This is a genomic window from Staphylococcus sp. GDY8P126P (assembly GCF_017891965.1).
In the GTDB taxonomy this organism is placed as follows: Bacteria; Bacillota; Bacilli; order Staphylococcales; family Staphylococcaceae; genus Staphylococcus; species Staphylococcus saprophyticus.
The window spans coordinates 74,804-95,528 of sequence record NZ_JAESKG010000004.1 but is presented as its reverse complement, the minus strand read 5'-3'; the positions used below and the strand labels follow the sequence as shown (position 1 = coordinate 95,528).

At 34.3% G+C, this 20,725-nt stretch carries 18 protein-coding genes; 5 read left to right on the top strand and 13 right to left on the bottom strand.

The window, feature by feature from the left end; all coding sequences use genetic code 11:
- Positions 1-7 precede the first annotated feature (7 nt).
- The 4 genes from KA893_RS08670 to hutU all read right to left on the bottom strand — a co-directional run bounded on the left by KA893_RS08670 (position 8) and on the right by hutU (position 5,328).
- A complete protein-coding gene (locus KA893_RS08670) occupies positions 8-1,132 on the bottom strand; it encodes an amidohydrolase (protein WP_002482529.1) in 1,125 nt (374 codons plus the stop codon).
- Positions 1,132-2,310: a SulP family inorganic anion transporter gene (locus tag KA893_RS08665; RefSeq protein ID WP_069821535.1), complete on the bottom strand. Its 1,179-nt coding sequence runs from the start codon at positions 2,308-2,310 to the stop codon at positions 1,132-1,134. The genes KA893_RS08670 and KA893_RS08665 overlap by 1 nt, the downstream gene beginning before the upstream one ends.
- A 118-nt stretch (positions 2,311-2,428) precedes the next feature.
- The gene (hutI, locus tag KA893_RS08660; RefSeq protein ID WP_041079154.1) at positions 2,429-3,667 is read right to left on the bottom strand and encodes an imidazolonepropionase; all 1,239 of its coding nucleotides are present in this window, start codon (positions 3,665-3,667) and stop codon (positions 2,429-2,431) included.
- Positions 3,667-5,328 (bottom strand): urocanate hydratase, encoded by a 1,662-nt coding sequence (gene hutU / locus KA893_RS08655; protein WP_069838156.1) that lies wholly within the window; start codon positions 5,326-5,328, stop codon positions 3,667-3,669. The genes hutI and hutU overlap by 1 nt, the downstream gene beginning before the upstream one ends.
- Positions 5,329-5,554: 226 nt before the next feature.
- Here hutU and KA893_RS08650 point away from each other — a divergent pair, with 226 nt between their 5' ends.
- A complete protein-coding gene (locus KA893_RS08650; RefSeq protein WP_002482525.1) occupies positions 5,555-6,430 on the top strand; it encodes a LysR family transcriptional regulator in 876 nt (291 codons plus the stop codon).
- Here the strand turns inward: KA893_RS08650 and hutG are convergent.
- Complete coding sequence (gene hutG / locus KA893_RS08645; protein ID WP_002482524.1) at positions 6,420-7,349, bottom strand: formimidoylglutamase; 930 nt, start codon at positions 7,347-7,349, stop codon at positions 6,420-6,422. The two genes, KA893_RS08650 and hutG, sit on opposite strands and share 11 nt — an antisense overlap.
- Before the next feature lie 255 nt (positions 7,350-7,604).
- Here hutG and sdpC point away from each other — a divergent pair, with 255 nt between their 5' ends.
- On the top strand, positions 7,605-8,828 hold the full coding sequence (gene sdpC / locus KA893_RS08640) for a peptidoglycan release complex CPBP-like subunit SdpC (RefSeq protein WP_002482523.1): 1,224 nt from the start codon (positions 7,605-7,607) through the stop codon (positions 8,826-8,828).
- A gap of 375 nt (positions 8,829-9,203) precedes the next feature.
- Here sdpC and KA893_RS08635 read toward each other — a convergent pair whose 3' ends face one another.
- The gene (locus tag KA893_RS08635; protein WP_002482522.1) at positions 9,204-9,905 is read right to left on the bottom strand and encodes a ribose 5-phosphate isomerase A; all 702 of its coding nucleotides are present in this window, start codon (positions 9,903-9,905) and stop codon (positions 9,204-9,206) included.
- Positions 9,906-10,064: 159 nt separating this feature from the next.
- Between KA893_RS08635 and KA893_RS08630 the strand changes: the two genes are divergently transcribed.
- The gene (locus KA893_RS08630; protein ID WP_002482521.1) at positions 10,065-10,721 is read left to right on the top strand and encodes an MOSC domain-containing protein; all 657 of its coding nucleotides are present in this window, start codon (positions 10,065-10,067) and stop codon (positions 10,719-10,721) included.
- Between the two features lie 129 nt (positions 10,722-10,850).
- Here KA893_RS08630 and KA893_RS08625 read toward each other — a convergent pair whose 3' ends face one another.
- From KA893_RS08625 to KA893_RS08615, 3 genes are all read right to left on the bottom strand, one after another.
- Complete coding sequence (locus tag KA893_RS08625; RefSeq protein ID WP_041079160.1) at positions 10,851-11,867, bottom strand: aldose epimerase family protein; 1,017 nt, start codon at positions 11,865-11,867, stop codon at positions 10,851-10,853.
- Between the two features lie 600 nt (positions 11,868-12,467).
- Positions 12,468-13,706, bottom strand: a complete 1,239-nt coding sequence (locus KA893_RS08620) for an ABC transporter permease (protein WP_037537849.1) — start codon at positions 13,704-13,706, stop codon at positions 12,468-12,470.
- Complete coding sequence (locus KA893_RS08615) at positions 13,699-14,598, bottom strand: ABC transporter ATP-binding protein (protein ID WP_037537848.1); 900 nt, start codon at positions 14,596-14,598, stop codon at positions 13,699-13,701. Before KA893_RS08615 ends, KA893_RS08620 begins: the two co-directional genes overlap by 8 nt.
- 229 nt (positions 14,599-14,827) lie before the next feature.
- Between KA893_RS08615 and KA893_RS08610 the strand changes: the two genes are divergently transcribed.
- Entirely contained in the window at positions 14,828-16,444 is a 1,617-nt protein-coding gene (locus KA893_RS08610) for a ribulokinase (RefSeq protein WP_041079163.1), read from the top strand.
- A gap of 57 nt (positions 16,445-16,501) precedes the next feature.
- Here the strand turns inward: KA893_RS08610 and KA893_RS08605 are convergent, their stop codons facing one another.
- A complete protein-coding gene (locus tag KA893_RS08605) occupies positions 16,502-17,200 on the bottom strand; it encodes a DUF805 domain-containing protein (protein WP_210125739.1) in 699 nt (232 codons plus the stop codon).
- Positions 17,201-17,403: 203 nt separating this feature from the next.
- On the opposite strand from KA893_RS08605, the gene KA893_RS08600 reads away from it, so the two are divergent.
- Positions 17,404-18,015, top strand: coding sequence for a DNA-3-methyladenine glycosylase (locus KA893_RS08600; protein ID WP_002482515.1), 612 nt, complete (start codon positions 17,404-17,406; stop codon positions 18,013-18,015).
- 115 nt (positions 18,016-18,130) lie between these two features.
- Here KA893_RS08600 and KA893_RS08595 read toward each other — a convergent pair whose 3' ends face one another.
- From KA893_RS08595 to KA893_RS14240, 3 genes are all read right to left on the bottom strand, one after another.
- On the bottom strand, positions 18,131-19,456 hold the full coding sequence (locus KA893_RS08595; protein WP_037537845.1) for a Na+/H+ antiporter NhaC family protein: 1,326 nt from the start codon (positions 19,454-19,456) through the stop codon (positions 18,131-18,133).
- A 103-nt stretch (positions 19,457-19,559) separates the two neighbouring features.
- Positions 19,560-20,360: a DUF4097 family beta strand repeat-containing protein gene (locus KA893_RS08590; protein WP_210125738.1), complete on the bottom strand. Its 801-nt coding sequence runs from the start codon at positions 20,358-20,360 to the stop codon at positions 19,560-19,562.
- Positions 20,357-20,686, bottom strand: coding sequence for a DUF1700 domain-containing protein (locus KA893_RS14240; protein ID WP_011302507.1), 330 nt, complete (start codon positions 20,684-20,686; stop codon positions 20,357-20,359). The genes KA893_RS08590 and KA893_RS14240 overlap by 4 nt, the downstream gene beginning before the upstream one ends.
- Positions 20,687-20,725: the final 39 nt, after the last annotated feature.

Sequence of the window (20,725 nt, the reverse complement as noted above, 5' to 3'; positions counted from 1 at the left end):
TATTGCCTTAATTTTCATTCAATAATTTTTGTACAAAAGTAACAAAATAGTCAGGTACTTTTTCTAAAATACGTTCATCTGGGTCATATTTTGGATGGTGCAAATCATATTCACTATTAGAACCAATAAAGACAAATACACTTGGATACTTATTAGAAAAACCAGAAAAATCTTCGCCAATCGTCAACGGTTTATCCATAACACTGACATTGTATCCAACTTCTTTGGCAATTGCTATTGCATCATTTGTTAATTGCTCATCATTAACCACAGCACCAGGCAAGCGGTGATAAGACGTTTCAATGTCTACGCCAAATACTTCAGCAAGTCCGCTTCCAATGGCTCTTAATCTTTCTTCAATAAGTACACGTTTATCTTCATCAAAACTTCTCACAGTACCTTGCACATAGGCTTCGTCTGCAATAACATTCCATGTATTCCCACATGATACTTCTCCAATTGTAACAACTGCATTATCAAATGCTGATAAATTTCTACTCACAATAGACTGAACACTATTAATCAACTGTCCCAATACAATCATTGGGTCGTTACCTTGTTCTGGTTTAGCAGCATGCGCACCTTTACCTTTAATTTTAAATTCGAAACGGTCTACAGAAGATGTGATAACCCCCGATTTAACCGCAAATTCTCCAATATCTAACGTTGGATAATTATGATAACCTAACACGGCTTTCGCACCGTCAATTGCACCTGTATTAGCAACTTTCACTGCGCCATAGCCCAATTCTTCTGCAGCTTGAAAAATAATGCGCACGCGTCCGTTGAGTTGATTTTCTATTTCTTTTAATCTCACTGCGACCCCTAGCACACTAGCCATATGAATATCATGTCCACATGCATGCATCGCACCTTCATTGGTCGAAGTGAATTCATGTTTCACTTGCTCATCTATTGGTAGTGCATCAATATCTGTTCTAACTGCAACGAATTGATCACCTTGTCCAACCTCTGCAACTAGTCCTGTTTCTAATGGTAAATCTAAAACTTTAATATCATATGATGCTAAGATGCGTTTGATACGTTTTGTTGTTTCATATTCTGCATCTGATAGCTCTGGATATTGATGAAATGTTCTTCTCCAATTTATGTAGTCTTCGTATTGTGGCATTATATGTCACGTCCTTTCCTTTTATTAAACCCTTGAATCAAATAGTATAGTAAACTAACAAGCACAACCCCGGCCGCTAGGTTATTCGTACTTAAAATAATCAACATTGTAAGTACAACGATCGCCCCATGCTTTATTGGAGATACCTTAACAAATGAAATCGTTCTCCTATCAAATGTATTAAGGGAAATCGTTATTAATACAGTTGCTAGCACTGCCATTGGTATTTGACCGATAATATCTCCAAAAACGAATAAGCTAATGAGTAAAAAAGCACCCGTGATCAATGTTGATACCCTCGATGTAGCTCCCATCGTTGCATTAAATCGCGATTGACCCACAAGTGCGCTACCACCATAGCCACCAAATAAAGCGACAATTGTATTGGCAACACCTTGCCCTATCGTTTCTTTATTTTTATCACTTTTAGTGGCAGTAACTGCATCCATCATCCGCGCTGTTAATGTCGTTTGTACAACAGCAACAATTGCCATTGTCACTCCATACATGCTTGAAATACCAACGATATGCATATCATACATTGCATCTGGAAATGACAGCATCGGTACATGAATATGCAATGATGCTAAATGGTGTACATAGACAATATCTGGTTTAAGCCACCATGCACATATCGTTAAAATAATAATCGCAATCAATGGTGCCGGCATAAATCTGATATATCTTTGTGCTAACCAAATAATTAAAAAAGATGCGACCGCTATGACATAGGTCGCGTTTGAAATATTTAGTATATTTTTTAGTTGCGATGTAAATAACAATACACCTAATGCATTCATAAAACCTATAACAACACCTGTGGGAATATAATCTAATAATTTATTGATTCGGCAAATACCCATCAAAATTTGTATTATTCCCATAATTAACGTAGCCAATATTACAGCGGGCATACCGTGGCTAGACATAAGCGGTGCGACAACTAAAGAAACACCACTACTTGGTGCTGACACCATTAATGTTCGATTGCCGGTCAAACTTATAACTAACATCATAAGTCCAGTACTTAGCATACCTATGGTTGGACTTACACCTGCAATAAAGGAAAAAGCAATTGCACCGGGTAGTAACGCGAGTGCCAACAAAATACCTGCAAGCATATTGGTGACTAATGCCCCGTGCCACTGATTAAAATAACTTATGTGACGCACATTCATTGTCACCTCCAAATTGCTTTAACCATATGGTATCATAATTGTCGAAATATTTAATCAACTCTGCCTAAAATAATACAAAAAAAGCCAAGTCAATTTGACTCAGCTTTAACTATTCAAATTATTGTTCTAATTTGATACGATTATCAATCAACACTTTACCATCTTTAATGACTTTTTCAGCGTGGTTAATACCATAGTGATATGGAATATATTCATGGTTAGGCGCATCCCAAATAACAATATTAGCTTTATCTCCTTGATTAATGGTACCAGCATCAATGTCAATGGCTTTAGCCGCATTAACAGTCACTGCGTTCCAAATTTCATTTGGAGATAATTTCAATTTCAAGGCAGCAATCGACATCACAAGTTGTAAGTTGTTTGTGACACAACTACCTGGGTTAAAATCTGTCGCAATCGCGATTGCGCCATCATTGTCTAACATACCTCGCGCATCTGCATAAGATTCCTTGCCTAAATAGAAAGTCGTACCAGGCAATAACACCGCGACAGTGTCACTATTTTTTAGTTTTTCTTTACCTTCTGTACTTGATGCTACAAGATGATCTGCAGAGATTGCATTTTCGTCGATAGCTAACTCTAAACCACCCAATGGATCAATTTCATCTGCATGGATTTTCACATCAAAACCTAATGCTTTTGCCGCTTCCATATATTTTTTCGATTCTTCAACCGTAAACACACCAGTTTCACAGAATATATCTGCAAAATCAGCATACGGCTTAACTTCTGGTAACAAATCAATCATCTCTTGAAGAAAAGCTTGATTAGACTCAGCATCTTTAGGTACGGCATGCGGACCAAGGAATGTGTGTTTCATGTCTAAGTTATATTTTTCAGCCAAACGATTAGATACACGTAATTGTTTTAGTTCATTTTCTTTATCTAGACCATAGCCACTTTTACTCTCAACAGCTAAAACGCCATGTTCCATCATCGTCAACAAATTCTTTTCTGCCTTTTTAAATAATGCTTCTTCAGTAGCTTTACGTGTAGCTTCAACTGTAGATAAAATGCCGCCACCTTGTTCAAGAATTTCTAAATAAGAAACACCTTGTCTTTTAAGTGACATTTCATGTTCACGTGAACCACCATGAACAAGATGTGTATGTGCTTCAACCAAAGCTGGTGAAACCACTTTATCTGTTACATCAATTGTTTCAGTTGCTTCATAGGCATCTGAGTGCTCTCCTGCGTAGACAATTTTGCCGTTTTTAACGACAACCGTTCCATTTTCAATAATGTTAAGTTCGTCTAACTCTTTTCCTTTTAATGGACGTTCAGTAGATTTTGGTAAAATTAGTTCTTTAATGTTTTGAATAATTAAATCGTTCATTATTTGTCTCCTTTACCTGTAATCATTGGGATTTTGATACCTTTTTCTTTTGCAACTTTAATCGCAGATTCATATCCAGCATCCGCATGTCTCACAACACCCATACCCGGATCTGTCGTTAATACACGTCCTAATCTTCTATCAGCACGTTCTGATCCATCTGCTACAACAACCATACCTGCATGTAAAGAGTAACCCATACCAACGCCGCCGCCATGGTGGAATGAAATCCATGAACCGCCTGCTGCTGTATTAATTAATGCGTTTAAGATTGGCCAATCACCAACAGCATCAGAACCATCTTTCATACCTTCAGTTTCACGGTTTGGACTAGCGACAGAACCAGAATCAAGATGATCACGACCAATGACAATTGGTGCAGAAATTTCACCATCTCTTACTAATTTATTCAATGCTAAGCCCATTTTCGCACGCTCTTCATAACCTAACCACGCAATACGTGACGGTAAACCTTGGAAGGCGATTTTTTCTTGCGCTAAATCTAACCAACGAATTAATTTTTCATTATCTGGGAAAATCTTTCTCATTTCTTCATCTGCACGCTCAATATCTTTCGGATCTCCACTTAATGCTGCAAAACGGAATGGGCCTTTACCTTCACAGAACAATGGACGAATATAAGCAGGCACAAATCCAGGGAAATCAAATGCATTTTCTAATCCATCATTAAATGCAACCTGTCTGATATTATTACCATAATCAAATGCAACAGCACCATTTTTCTGAAATTCAAGCATGAGTTCTACATGTTTTCTCATAGAAGTTTGTGCTTCTTTAACATATTGTTTTGGATCTTTTTGGCGTATTGCTTTCGCTTCTTCTAACGAATACCCTTGAGGTACATAACCATTTAGCGGATCATGTGCACTTGTTTGGTCTGTCACAATATCAATTTTAAAACCTTTATCTAAGATTGCTTTATGTGTGTCAACCGCATTACCGACTAAACCAATTGATAATGGTTCACCCTTTTCACGAGCTTCATCAGCCAAACGTAACGCTTCGTCTAATTCGTGTGTTTTAACGTCACAATAACGCGTCTCAATACGTTTATCAATGCGTGTTTCATCGACGTCTACGCCGATAACAACGCCACCGTTCATTGTAACGGCTAGTGGTTGCGCACCACCCATACCACCTAGACCAGCTGTCAAAGTGACCGTGCCATTTAATTTGCCATTAAAATGTTGATTCGCAAGTTCTCCAAATGTTTCATAAGTACCTTGAACAATACCTTGTGAACCAATATATATCCAACTACCAGCTGTCATTTGACCATACATCATTAAACCTTTTTTATCTAATTCATTGAAATGATCCCAATTTGCCCATTCTGGAACTAATACTGAATTAGATATTAATACACGTGGCGCTTCTTCATGTGTTTTAAATACAGCAATGGGTTTACCAGACTGAACTAACATTGTTTCATCAGCTTCTAATGAACGTAATGTATCTTCAATGGCTTCAAATGCTTCCCAATTACGTGCAGCTTTACCTATACCTCCATAAACAACTAAGTCTTCAGGGCGTTCAGCTACTTCCGGGTCAAGGTTGTTATATAACATTCTCAGTACTGCTTCTTGTTCCCAACCTTTACATTCAATGTCTAACCCTCTTTTTGCTTCTATTTTTCTCATGAAAAATCACTCCTTGTTTTTAATAAACTTATCCTTTGTTTAACAATAACTAAAAAATCCATAGTACAAATGGTATGGTAATAAGCAATGTAAGCACGATACTTACACAAAAGCACACCTTTCTCTATATGGACCAGTATAATATGTTATTATATAGACTACCAATATAAATAAACTAATTATTGATAGCTTTAAACTATAAATAACTAATTAAAGGAGCTTTCCTATGAAAATTATACAATTAGAATACTTTGTTGCTGTTGTTAAATATAATAGTTTTACTAAAGCCGCTAACTTTTTACATATTAGTCAACCTTCTCTGACGACAACAATTAAAAAAATGGAAGCTGATCTAGGTTATGATCTATTTATGCGTACGACTAAAGATATTAAAATTACTGAAAAAGGCATTCATTTTTACAATTACGCACGACAACTGATACATCAATATCATCAAACTATCGAAAAAATGTACGATCTCAATATGGGACATGTACCTAAAATTAAAATATCTATTTTAGAATCGACAAACCAATGGCTTTCTCAAGTATTATCGACACATGCTAAACAATTTCCAGATCAAACTTACCTTGTATCTGAAATTCATGATCAAAATAAAATTTTTGAATTGCTCGTTAACTTTGAGAATCATGTTGCTTTCACTAACGAACAAATGAAGCATGATGATATTGAATCTATACCGCTCTATGAGGAGTCCTATGTGTTGATCACTCCTAAAAATGCTTTTCCACATTCACATACTACTTCTATTGCATCCTTGCCATTAATATTGCCAACCAAAAGATCCCAAGTTCGCAAACATCTAGATGACTACTTTAACCGTATGAACTTGCATCCTAATATCATTATTGAAGCGGATCGATTTGAAGCTGCCACGAACTTTGTGCATAGAGGTTTGGGATATGCTGTAATACCTAGAGTTTATTATCAATCATTTAATGCTAAGGATTTAGATGTCTTAGATATTCAACCTAAGTTAGGTCGTTCTATATATATTAACTACCTAAAAAAAAGAAAGCACTCATCACGTGTGCTTTCTTTCATCGAACAATGTGTTAACTATTGGAATTTTAAAGAATAAAATGATATAAGAAATTAGCTGATAATTTTGCAGTTCTGTTATCTACATCATACTTAGGATTTGTTTCAGCAATGCTAATTGTTGGGACTTTTTCATTCGGAATGATGCGTTTAGCTAATTCAAGTACGATGTGTGGTGATAATCCAAGCACACCATTAGCACTCACACCTGGTGCAAACGCGCTGTCAATAACATCCATACATATTGTAAACATGATGACATCATGATCATGTACAAAACGTTCCACCTTATCTTTGATTGGAGGAGAAATTTGGTGAAGCAATTCTTCTGAATAAACATAACCGATGCCTTTAGTTTCTGCATAGTCAAATAGTGCTCGAGTATTGCCACCCTGTTGTATACCTAATACAAGATAATCTGTGTTTTCATCTTCTTCTAGTATTTGTCTAAAACTCGTGCCAGATGTTGAACCTGATTCTTCTCGTGTATCAAAGTGTGCATCAATATTAATGACACCAATAGAAGCGTCAGGATATGCCTCTCTCGTGCCTAGATATTGTGCATATGCAATATCGTGACCACCACCAAGTAAGAATGTTTGATTATGTTTTTTTATAGATTTGGCAACGTAATGCGCAAATTCTTGTTGCGTTTCTTCTAATCTATCATGATTGTGTTCAACGTTGCCATAGTCATATACATTACATTGTCTAATAACTGGTAAATTGGCAAACGTTTTTTTAATTGCATTCGGGCCTTCTTTTGCACCAATACGCCCTTTATTCAATTCAACACCTTTATCTACCGCGTACCCTAGTATACCTACACCATGACGTGATTCATTGTTATCATCTTCAATATTGCGAAAATTTATAGTTTGAAAGTGCCTAAATTGTGATTCATCTGTTTCACTATCAATTCTTCCAGTCCAAAGATCACGTTGTGCTAATTTATACATAATTCTCCTCCTTTAAATACTTACGGTCATTTAAAAGTATACGCTTACATTTTCCTCAATTCAATTTATAATAATATTTACCCAATTCGCATCATTATAAATTCAAAAATTCGTAATAAATATTTCAATTTCATGTTAGATTAACTCAAACTATTACATTTCAATGATAAATCGGGAATTTAATTTATTTCTATCTCATAAATATGTATAATTAGGTACAAATGATTTTTTTGAACCCTATTGGAGGTTACATAAATGAATACAAAACGTATACCAGGTTTTCAATGGGCAATGATGATTTTTATCTTCTTTATTGTTGCTTATGCATTACCTATTATACTTAAAGATTTACAGAGTTCCGTTCCATTTAAAGATTTCGTCTTTGATATGAGTACACTTGCACCATTCATAGCAGCTTTTATCTGTATTGCTATATTTTCACACAGAGGTACTCAATTAGCTAGTTTAAAATTGACTATTAGCTTAAAAGTGATTGAGCGTGCAATTTTAGCGCTTATTTTACCATTAATTATTTTTATTATAGCTATGGTATGCTTTAATATTTTTTCTGATAGTTTTGTTCTTTTACAAACAAAAGATTTATCTGTTTCAATTTCATCTATTATTATAGGACAAATTGTCATGGCTTTTTTAGTAGAACTCGGTTTCCGTTCTTATCTACAACATATTGTTGAAACTAAGATGAACACGTTCTTCGCGTCTATTATTGTTGGTTTTATGTATGCAATATGGAATGTAAACATCGCCTTTAGTTTTGACTTTGCAATATATAGTTTCCTATATTCATTTGCTTTTTCAATGATTATTGGGGAATTAATACGTGCAACGAAAGGCCGTACAATATACATTGCAACTTTATTCCATTTCGCAATGTCATTTGGACTTGTATTCTTATTTAATGAAGAATTAGGCGAAGTATTTGCTATGAAAGTCATCGCCTTATCAACTGCAGCCGTTGCTATACTTTATATTTTAATTAGTTTAATTATTCGTACAATCCTTTATTTCTTTACAAAACGTAATTTAGACGAAGTAGAGGAAAATAATTATCTTGATCACGTTAATGATACTGATGAAGATCAGACAGATGCTGGTGATGAATATAACGCGTCAGAAACAGACGAAACGCATCATTCAGCGAATGTAAATGCCGCTACAGCTGAGACGTCTTCAGAAGTTCAAGATGAACAAGATGTAACTGATCGTCAGCATGAATCAAGTGCATCAGACCAAGCTAATCAATACAATTCGACAGAAGATACTGCACATGAGGACGACAGTCGAGCGAATATAATCTCAGAGAATACACCAAGTCCATCATCAAATGATTCAACGAAAGTGGACACTACACACTCAGATTCACGTGCGAATAGTGCAGTAGAAGCATCTACTGAGAAGGCACATCCAGAATCAGACCAAGATGAATTGAAAGCAAGTTCTCGCTATTCTTCAAATTGACAGTCATCTGTCGTATCTGATGCACGTACATCAATCGATGAAGAAAGTGATGAATCGTCAAGTCATTTAAGTTCAGAAAGTAACGATGTAACGCAACAAGATGATCAAGCTTTAGATACAGCTGATTCATCTAATAATGATTACGAACGCTCACCTTTTGATTTGAAAAGTAAACGTGGACACCGTCGCTAATCATACTCACCATAAAATGATTCAACTGATTTTATGAATTTTAAAAACCAATGCTAAGCTATGTTTCATGACTGATAGCTTTAGTATTGGTTTTTTGTTTTATTACTGTAGCATGTAGCGATATGATATTTTCAAACGATACAAAAAGACATTGTGCTCCAATGAATAAGCACAATGCCTTTTTTAATCTATCAATGATGCTTTATTTTTAATCTTTACTCCATTCGTTGTACCAATAATGGCTTGGTCTGCAACATTTAAAAAATAACCTGTTTCTAGTACACCGATAAGGTGAATCAAAAATTCATGCATATCTGCTGCGTTGATACCTTCATTTAATACAACATCTAAGATATAATTACCGTTATCTGTAATAAATGGCACATCATCAACCATGCGACGTGTTACTTTTAAATCATCGTATGCTTTAATTCGTTTAGCTACAAGTAACCAATTAAATTTGTCCACTTCAACAGGCAACTTAAACGTTTGTCCAAGATAGTCTACACATTTACTATCGTCAGCTAAGACAACAAATCTTTCGGCCATGGCATCTATTACTTTTTCTCTAAATAGCGCGCCACCACCGCCTTTAATTAAGTTTAAGTCGTTATCAATTTCATCTGCGCCATCTATTGCAATATCGATATGATCCACATCATTCACATCAATGATATGGATACCTAACTCTTTGGCTATAAATGCCGTTTTATTAGAGGTACAGACACCTGTGATTTTTATTTGTTCTTGTTCCAGTTTCTCTGCTATTTTTGGGACAAGCAATTCAATCGTTGAGCCAGAGCCAATACCAACAATCATACCATCTTTAATCTGGTCTAATGCATCATTAAATGTTCTCATTTTTAACTGTTTCTTATCCATCATGCTTCCCCTTTTATACTGTACTTTTATCTTTATTGTACATGAGATTTATTAAAATACCTAGACAGAAAACTGATTTTCAAAATGAATTTATACATATACTTGCATAATTAACACATTGTTTTAAAATAATAATCAATCTATTGTTGGAGGTACAAAAATATGATTTATAAATTAGAAGCCATTTCTACTGGCAAAATACAAGATTTACCATATAGTACCAAAAGACCTATGCGTTCTGCATTAAATAAAGAAAAATATTCAGGAAAAATGTGGCTTACACATACTGGATTTGCTGAAGATGAACAAGAATATAAAGGACATGGCGGGCCAAATAAAGCCGTTTGCCTGTACAGTAAGAAAAATTACGAACTTTGGAAACATGACCTACCAGCGTTACCACCCTATGCGATGTTTGGTGAAAATTTAACAGCAACTGATTTAGATGAAGCGCATGTCTATTTTGGTGATCAATTCCAGCTTGGTGAAGCTATTTTAGAAGTTTCAGAAATCAGAGAACCTTGTTGGAAAATACAAGAAAAGTATAAAATCCCTGATTTGATTAAGAGAATGTCATCTTCTTGTAAAACTGGCTTCTATTTTCGTGTGTTACAAGAAGGCTACGTACACGACTCCAATCATTTAAAACTTATCAAATCTGCGGATGCATCAACACGTCTTTCTGTGTATGAGCTCAATGACATCTATTACAATGATAATAAAAATATTAATCGCTTAACCTATGTTTTAAAAAATCCATATTTAACAAGCGACAGGATTAGCAAATTTGAACGCTTCTTAAAACGTGCTCAAAAATAATAGCGTTTGCTGTAATTAAATTAAAATGAAAGGCGGGTATCTCATTTAAGATACCCGCCTTTCATATAGTCTATACTTAATAACTAACCACTCTCCCAAATGGTGTCATAAGTATTGATTCGTTCATTTTTATAATTGCTTTTCAGAAATTTTATATGACGTTTTAGAGTAAAAAGGCTCGTTAGCTTTTAAAATGGATGGTGCTTGATTGCCTAATAAATTAATATCGTTTGGAATACATTGCGTTTCTAATGTAAAACCTGAGTGAGCTTTATAAATATTGAAATCACTTTTCCAACCAGTTGTATCATTAAATGTGTAAATGACAATGTTTGGCATGTCTGTGTTTACTTTTAATATAAAATGTTTATTTTCCACAGTCATTTCATTACCACCAATATCAAATGGATGATCAATACCACCAAAGCGTTGCATTTGTTCTTTAACAATTGCGTCTTCACTATCAAAAATATCTTTGAACTGGATATTTTGTTCTTGGAAGGTATTTACCAAACTTAAAGGTTCCATACTTTTCACGATATTGTCTTCCCCTAATAAATACATATCCAATTTTGAACTTGAAATGCTGTGATTATCAATCACATTGTTGTCTCTGTTCAAGTTAAAATATACATGATTCATCGGATTAAACAATGTTTTTTCAGTTGATTTCGCTTTATATTCTATCGTCCACTTATGGTCGACATTATAAGTGTGAATCACTTCTAAATCAATATCACCTGGAAAGTGATCATCTGCACTTTGAATTGTAGTAGTAAAAATAACTTTCACTTGTCCGACTTGTTCTTCAATTTTATAATCAAAGAAACGTCTGTCTATACCATTGGGTCCACCATGAATATTATGTACACCATTATTGGCATCTAACTCATATTTTTTACCATCTAACTCAAATGTTGCATTTGCAATTCTTCCGCCATATCGACCTACGGTTGCACCAAAATTATAAGGATTCGATTCATAAAACTCATCTGCTTCAACGACATTACCCAGTACAATATTATTATCGTCGTATTTCCACGATACAATTCTCGCACCATAATTTGTAAAAACAATTTTTGTTTCTTCATTATCAATTTTAATCAAATCGATACCATTGCTTTGACTTTCTACTTTTGCAAACATCATTAATGACTCCCTTTCAAACCTACACTTTAATAATAGGTTTTTCCATGAATAAAATTCAATCATAAATGTCGCCTTCGTTATACTTGATTCAAGGGGTTTTGAATAAGTGTGAAGGCAATTATCTAATATAGATTTCGTTTACGAATATAAGATAATCATAATTTCATCATTAAAACACTGAATTGGTGCACACAAATGATCTCTAAAACATATATTTATGGTCCCTCAATCATAAAATATGCTTAGATGTTTAATTAAAAATAATTATGTAACATTTGAATACATTCAATCATTTTTTATATCTTCATATTACTCACTTATATTGTAACAATTTATTCAAATATTTATCTATACTAATCATAAATTCTATCAAACTATATAGAAAATTGTTATACATTTTTCTATTTTTACCTAATTCCCAACAAATTCATCATCTTCCAATCAATAATTATATGAATTAATAACAAAAAAACGAGCTGAGACGTCTATCATGCCTCAGCCCATTTCACAATCTAGTCATGTTATCTAGAGATCACGCAACGACATTTGCTTAGAAAAAAATAATTTTCTATCTCACTCTATTAGGTATTCATGCGTTTAACTTCTTTTAAAAATACGTTTCATTGCATTCATAAAGCCTTTATCAAAACTCAAAATCGTATTTTTGTAACTTCTTACAGCAATCCATAATAAAATAAAAATGGTAATAATGGATAAAATAACACTCACAACAATCTCCCAAACTGCAACATCAGGTGACGCTGAACGTACAAACATTACGAACGGAGACAATAGCGGGATAAAACTAGTGATTTTTGTAAGCATTGTATCTGGATTCATCACACTGAATAACGAGATATAAAATGCAATCATACTGAATAGTGTCATCGGCATCAACGCTTGGTTGATATCTTCAATACGTGCCGTAATGGATCCCAAAATAGCTGCTAATATAATATATGAAAGGATACCAATAATTAGTGAAACGATACCTACAATAGATATTTGCATCGTTAACTCGTTTGGTTCAATTTTAAATCCTTTCAACATATCACTTATATCAAATACGAAGAAACATATTAAGCCTGCCGCTACAAATATGATAATCTGTGTAAATGCCACAGCAATCACACCGGAAATCTTAGCTAAAATATGTGTGACTGGACTCACACTCGTAATAATCATTTCGATAACGCGTGACGTTTTTTCTGTAGCAATTTCCATCGCTACTTGACTTGCATAATTAAAGACAATAAAGAATATCAACATCAGTCCTGCGTATACCATTATTGTGTTAAAGCCTTTTTGCGCTTCACTTAAATTTGAATTGCTTGCTTTATCAGCAATGACTTCTGACGTAACTTTACTTTGTGATTGCAATTGTTTCAGTTCCCCTTGGGACAAATTCAAGTTCGCTGCGACGAGTTGTGTTTGAATTGTTGATAAAGAAGCTTTTAATTTTTGTTTTTGTTGTTCTGAAACTGTATCTTTACTTAAAATTTTTCCAGAAAGTTTATTATCATCTGTCATTTTGATAATGTATGCTTTATCTAATTTTTCGTTTTGAACTTGCGTTTTAGCTTGCTTCTCTGAAACTTTTTTAAATGTAGCCCCCTCGTCCAGTTGATCACCTTGACTTTTTATTACTTTATAAATTTCATTGTCAGATGAAACAACGCCGACTTTATCAGGACCATCATCAAACAAATCAATAATCTTATTCATATTAGCTGCTAAGAGCATTAAGACAATAACCAATCCAGTAAAAATCATAAATGATTTCGTCTTGACTTTGTTCTTGTACGTCAGTGAAAATGTTGCTAAAAATTTATCCATTAACGTCACCTACTTTGTCTATAAATATTTCATTTAGTGAAGGTTCTACTACCTGGAATCGTTTCACAAAGCCATATTGCTTCACTATGTCATAAATTTGTTCTGCGACGGATTCTGTCTCTATCATTGCTTTAATCTCTCTCTTATTTCTGTCTACCTCTAGGACCCCATCTACTTTATCAATTTCTGGCATTTCGTGATCTGTTTCAATGACTACACGTTTGTTGCCATGATTCGTTTTCACTTCATCAATTGGCCCCGATACAACAAGCTCCCCCTTATTTAAAATACATACGTTATCGCATAGTTCCTCAACATGTTCCATTCTATGAGAGCTATATATAATTGTCGTACCTGCATTGTTTAAGTCTTGAACCGCCGACTTTAGCAATTCAACATTCACTGGATCCAAACCACTAAATGGTTCATCAAGAATAAGCAACTCAGGATCATGTAGCATACTTGCTAGTAATTGAATTTTCTGTTGATTCCCTTTAGAAAGTGATTCGATTTTCTTTTCTCTATTTTCTGTAATATCAAATCGTTTTAACCAGTAATCAATTGCTTTTGTAATATCTTTAGATGCCATGCCTTTTAATGTAGCTAAATAACGTAATTCGTCTTCTACTTTCATCTTAGGATGTAAGCCACGTTCTTCTGGTAAATAACCAATACGATTATATAACGAGCGATCGATTACTTTATCATTATATGTGATGCTTCCCTTTGTAATGGGTGTCAATCCTAATATCATTCTAAATGTGGTTGTTTTCCCAGCGCCATTTCTTCCTAAAAATCCTAGCATCTTTCCTTTTTCTAAGGAAAGTGACATATCGTTTACAGCAGTAAAATTTTTATACTTTTTTGTTACATGGTCAATTATTAATGACATACCATTTCGCCACCCTTCTTATATAAATCCTCTATTCTGATGATACCATTTGTCTTTTGAAATATACATTTTTAAATAAATCACACATATTTATATTAATATGACTGTATTTCTCAATAATCCAATATCACAATGATCTTAACTTTACATTATAATATGTAAGCACTATCATAAAGATAAATGAAGTCTCTAGGCTTATTCCACAAACTGATTAGGGGGCAATGCAATCATGACATATAGTATCGGCATCGACTATGGTACTGCTTCAGGGCGCGTATTTTTAGTAGATACAACAAATGGTGAAATTATTTCTACATATATAAAAGAATATCCACATGGCACCATTTCAGAATCATTAAATGGTGCCGAATTACCGCACAATTATTTTTTACAACATGCAGCAGACTACACTTCTATATTGGAGGAAGGCGTTCAGTACGTCTTAAAAGATAGTCAAGTCGATCCTAAGTCCATCATCGGCATTGGTATAGATTTCACCAGTTGTACCATCGTGTTCTTAGATGATGACTTCAAACCTTTACATTTACATCCAGATTTAGAAGATCAACCGCATGCTTATGTGAAACTGTGGAAGCATCATGGCGCTCAAGATGAAGCAACCTACATGAAACAAGTAAGTGATAAGGTAAACCCATCCTGGTTAAATTTTTATGGTCATAACGTAAACAGTGAATGGATGATTCCTAAAATATTAGAAGTTAAAAACAAAGCACCAGAAGTTTTAGAACGTAGTGCCTATATCATGGAAGCTGGAGATTATTTAGTCAGTTTATTAACTGATAAAAATATTCGCTCTAATTGTGGCATTGGATTTAAAGGCTTTTATAACGAAACAGATGGCTTTAATTATTCCTTTTTTGAAGCTATCGATCAGAAATTACCAGAAATTGTTAAAACAAAATGCGAAGCACCCGTAGTCAATATCGGTGAAAGCGCTGGTAGTTTGAGCCCATATTATCAAAATCTATGGGGCCTTACAGAACAAGTACAAATTTCTCCGTATATCATTGATGCGCACTCCGGTGTACTCGGTGTCGGCGCAATTGAACAAGGTGAATTCACGCCTGTTATCGGTACAAGTACATGCCATCTGATGCTCGATCCAAAACAAGAACCCATACCTGCAATTACTGGTTCAGTTAAAGATGCTATCATTCCAGGTCTTTATGCATATGAAGCTGGACAAGCTGCTGTTGGTGATTTATTTAATTATTCTGCCAGCCTCGCACCAAAATCTTATGTAGACCAAGCTGAAAAACAAGGCCTTTCTATCCTTGAATACTTAGAGAAACTGGCTGCTGATATATCAATAGATAAACAGCATGTAACCGTACTCGATTGGCATAATGGTAACCGTAGTATCTTAAGTGATAGTAAGCTAACAGGTAGTATCTTTGGTTTAACACTGCAAACACCATTTGAAATGATACACAAAGCTTATTTAGAGTCTACAGCGTTCGGAACAAAAATGATTATGCAACAATTTGAAAACAACCACATTCCCGTAGAAACAGTATATGCTGCCGGTGGTATTCCTATAAAAAGTGAACTTTTAGTTGATATTTATGCTAATGTGCTAAATAAAGAAGTGGTCGTTATTGATTCAAGTAACGCTACAGCGCTTGGTGCAGCTATGTTGGGTGCAAATGTTGGTGGCGCTTATCCAACCTTAAAAGAAACTGTCAAACATATGAAGCAACCTGTTTATTATCGTAAACAACCAGAAGCTAAAAAAGTTAAACAGTATGCGCTTTTATTTGATCGTTATAAAGCCTTGCATGATTTGCTTGGTAAAGAATATCCACAATTATCTTACATTAATTAAATTATAAAGAGGGCTGTTTCAATTATATGAAACAACCCTCTTTATAATTTATGGCATTTAATATTTAAAATTATCGTCTTTTTTAGTAGCGTTCTCATCACTAGTGTTAACTTCTTCACTGAAAGCATTCTCTTCACTATTCACGTGTTTCACATTTGTGTCTTCGTGTATAGGTGCGTCTTGATTTGCATATGTGTTAGTAGATGATTGAATATGATTGCCATATTTATGACTAGCACCATATTTATTCGTTTTTCTTTCACTATCAAGACAACAAATCACTAGCATGTAGATGCCAAGTGCTATATAGACAAGGAAAATAATAGCAAAAAATATGATATATACTGGATTATTATATTCAGGATCTTGAATATTCACTACAAATAGCACCGGATAACTTATAACAATAACACCTAGATATATTAATGGCATGAGCATGGTCCTTCCCATATCATGAAATCTTCTGATTAAAAGTGCCCATCCTGGAATTAATATTGCCAAACTGTATATTAATGCGTAACAAATCGATAAGAATAATAATATAACTCCTATAGCAACCAATTCTTCAGAACTTGATGCTGCGCCTGATACAGTCATTATTAAACCGATGATATACAAAATCAATGCTGGCATCATAAAGATGATGTTCCATAATGCCATGAACCAGTACTCGCTACGACGTGAACGGCCTTTGAAATTAACATAGTTTTTCCAAAATAATTTGAGTGCCTGACCAAATCCAATGCTTCGTTCCATACTTTCCCCTCATTTCATATTCACTTTGTTTTCAATAAGTTTTGTCATATACTAGACTTTAACCAAAAGCATATGCTAATTCCTATTAATCTTATAATAATTAGTGTAACAAATAATCATGTACATAGTAACACAATTTTAAAAATATTTTAAAAACATCTAAAAAAATTTAATTTCATATAATTAAAAGTGGAGGGCATCTAATGGATTTTTTACAACGCGATACCGTAACAATTGCTAAAGACTTACTCGGCGTAAGAATCATCTACCACGATGAACTACAAACCTTTACAGGTTATATTGTAGAAACAGAGGCATATATAGGAACAAAAGATCGTGCTGCCCATGGTTATAACGGAAAGAGAACACCTAAAGTTGAATCATTGTATAAACAAGGCGGCACTATTTATGCCCATGTCATGCATACACATCTACTCATTAATTTCGTTACCCAATTGGAAGGCCAACCTGAAGGGGTATTAATTAGGGCAATAGAACCCGAAGAAGGTATAGAGTTAATGGCTATTAATCGAGGAAAGAACGGTTTCGAACTGACTAATGGCCCAGGTAAATGGACTAAGGCGTTTAACATACCTAGACATTTAGACGGATCCAAATTGAATGAAGGTCGGCTAAAAATTGATACAAAAAATCGTAAGTATCCTAAAGAAATTGAAGCAAGTGGCCGTATTGGCATACCTAACAAAGGGGAATGGACACACAAGCCATTAAGATTCACTGTAAAAGGAAACCCATATATTTCACGAATGAAGAAATCAGACATGCGACAACCAGAATATACTTGGCGCATATAAAAAAATAAAGGACATTCAGAATACGTTTTTAAAACGCATATTGAATGTCCTTTACTTATATAGTTCTTTTCCAAAACATAAAGTAAGTGTCTAATGAGAGACAGATATATTTATGCTATTTTTGCTTTTTATCTCGATCCAATAGTCCAAATTGAATTGTAATGATTGTACAAATTACAAAAATCACAGGATAAAATGAATATTTTAAAACTTCTAAGTAAGATACATCACCGTATTGTTCTACCATTAACATCCCTGAGTCATGTGGTAATACCATTAATGCACAACACGCGAAAATATCTAGTAAACTTGCCATACGTTTTGGTGGTACTTTATACTCGTCACCGATTTCTTTTGCAATTGGCGCAGAAATAATAATAGCCAATGTATTGTGTGATAAAGCTGCTGAAAGCACCCCAGACATTAAACTGATAACATACTCAGCACTCTTGCGCCCTTTTGCTTTTGCCTTCATAGCTGTAATAATCCAATCTATACCACCATAGTAACGAATTAATGCCACAAGACCTGATACTAAGAAAGCAACGAGGAAAATAGTGAACATACTTTCCATACCATCACCTATTGCTTTTGTAAATTGAAATACGCCCATTTGACCTTGCACCATGCCAAGTACGCCAGCCATAACGATACCAATAATTAATACAAGTATTACATCAAGACCAGCAATTGCTGCTATCAAGACGAAAATATAAGGCAAAATATTGATAAAATTAAAACTTAAATCTCCTTCTACTTTACCTGTTCCTCCTACAACAGCATAAAAAATAGCTGTAATAATAGCTGCCGGTAAAGCAATTAAGACATTCATCTTAAATTTATCTTTCATTTTCGCACCGACACCATTTGTTGCTGCGATCGTCGTATCAGATATAATAGATAAATTATCTCCAAAATATGCACCTGCGATCACCGCTGCACCCGCCGCTGCAACACTTAAATCTGCAGCTTGTGCGACTGCAACACCAACAGGAATGAATGCTGCCTGTGCACCAGTTGAAGTCCCTAATGTTAAGGCCGCAAAACCACTCATGATAAATATGCCGGGGATGAGTAAACTTGGTGGAATAACAGACAGACCCATATTAACCATCGCAGCCTTGCCACCCATTTCTGAAGTCACAGTAGAAAATGCACCAGCGAGTAGTAAGATTAATCCTAAATTTACTATGCCTGAATTGCCAGCATGTTCAGTAAAAATTTGTACTTTTTTTGTGAATGCTGTTTTCCTATCATAGCAAGTCCACGCAATCACAATACCTATCATGATTGCCACATGTCTCGGTAACTGATCGAACGCATCCTCTTTACCCATTATCGTGAAAGTAATCCCTACGCCAATATATAAAATTAAGAATATCAGCAACGGCAATAAGGCTAACGCCCCATATTGTTTTTCACTTCGTAACGACTGTTCCATATATATACTCCTTATAACCTAGTATTTTCATACGATATATAGTAAATCAAAAAAGGAACAATGTCATTGAATTGACATTATCCCTTTAAAATAAGCATATTATTTATTTAATTAACGCATCACCCGTATCTGTCTTAATCATGATCACATGATGGCCGTTACCGACTTTTTTATTTTCAAATTGTTTGTCTTCAATATTTAAATTACCAGTATCACTACTATACTCAATTTGACTGTTTTTAGGTTTATCCTTACCATATATTAACTCTACATTACCAGTATCTGTTTTAATTTGCATAGGTTTATCCGCTGGTGTATCTTTCATTAAAATATCACCGGTATCCGTTTTGAAATCACCGTGTTGAAATTGCGTTTTGTTCAGTTTAATGTCTGATGTATCACCAGACGCAACCAATTGATTGAACTTACTATCATTGATGGTCAAATCCATTACATCTGTATTCAACTGTGCTTTATCCGCATTGATATCATTTAAAGTTGTACTACCATCATCTGAATGTACCTTTAAATTTTCTAAATCTTGAGGAACATATATAGTCATATCATTATATCGCATGTCTAAAAACGAAATATCCACATTTGATTGTCCTTTGTGGTCACTTACCGTTAAGTTGCCATTTTTAACTTTTGCATGAATCTTGATTTTTTCATTAGAACCTTTTGATAATATCTTAAACGTTTTACCTTCTTTTATTTTCACATTACTATGTTTTAAATCTAAATCTAATCCTTTAATACTTTTATTATTATAAGTTTCATTAAAATTCGTTGTAATTTGATTTGCTTTTTTATGTTCAATTTTAAATTGTTGAACTGCCCCTACTGCACAAATCACTGTTATGACTAAACCAATAACAAATATCCATATCAATGATTTTTTCATCTCGTAGCACTTCCTTTCACTACATGGATATTCCATTTTAGATATTTAACACAAAGTACATAAAATCCTTTTGTAATAAGATAAGTAATGACGAATAGTATGAGTCCTAAACCAAACATCGTGCCTGTCACAAAAACATCTAATAAGACAACTGCTTCAAACCCTTCTATAGCACCTTTAATTATAATACCTATCGGTGAGAGTATGAGAGATATCGTCGTAATGATTAATGAAATAACCACACTTAATAATATGATAAAAGGAATCGTTATGACGAAAAAGTTTAATATACTTAAACCCATAACAGCTAATGTAGCATGACCCACATCCCCTAATTCATTACTTTTTTCAGCCTTGACTATCGC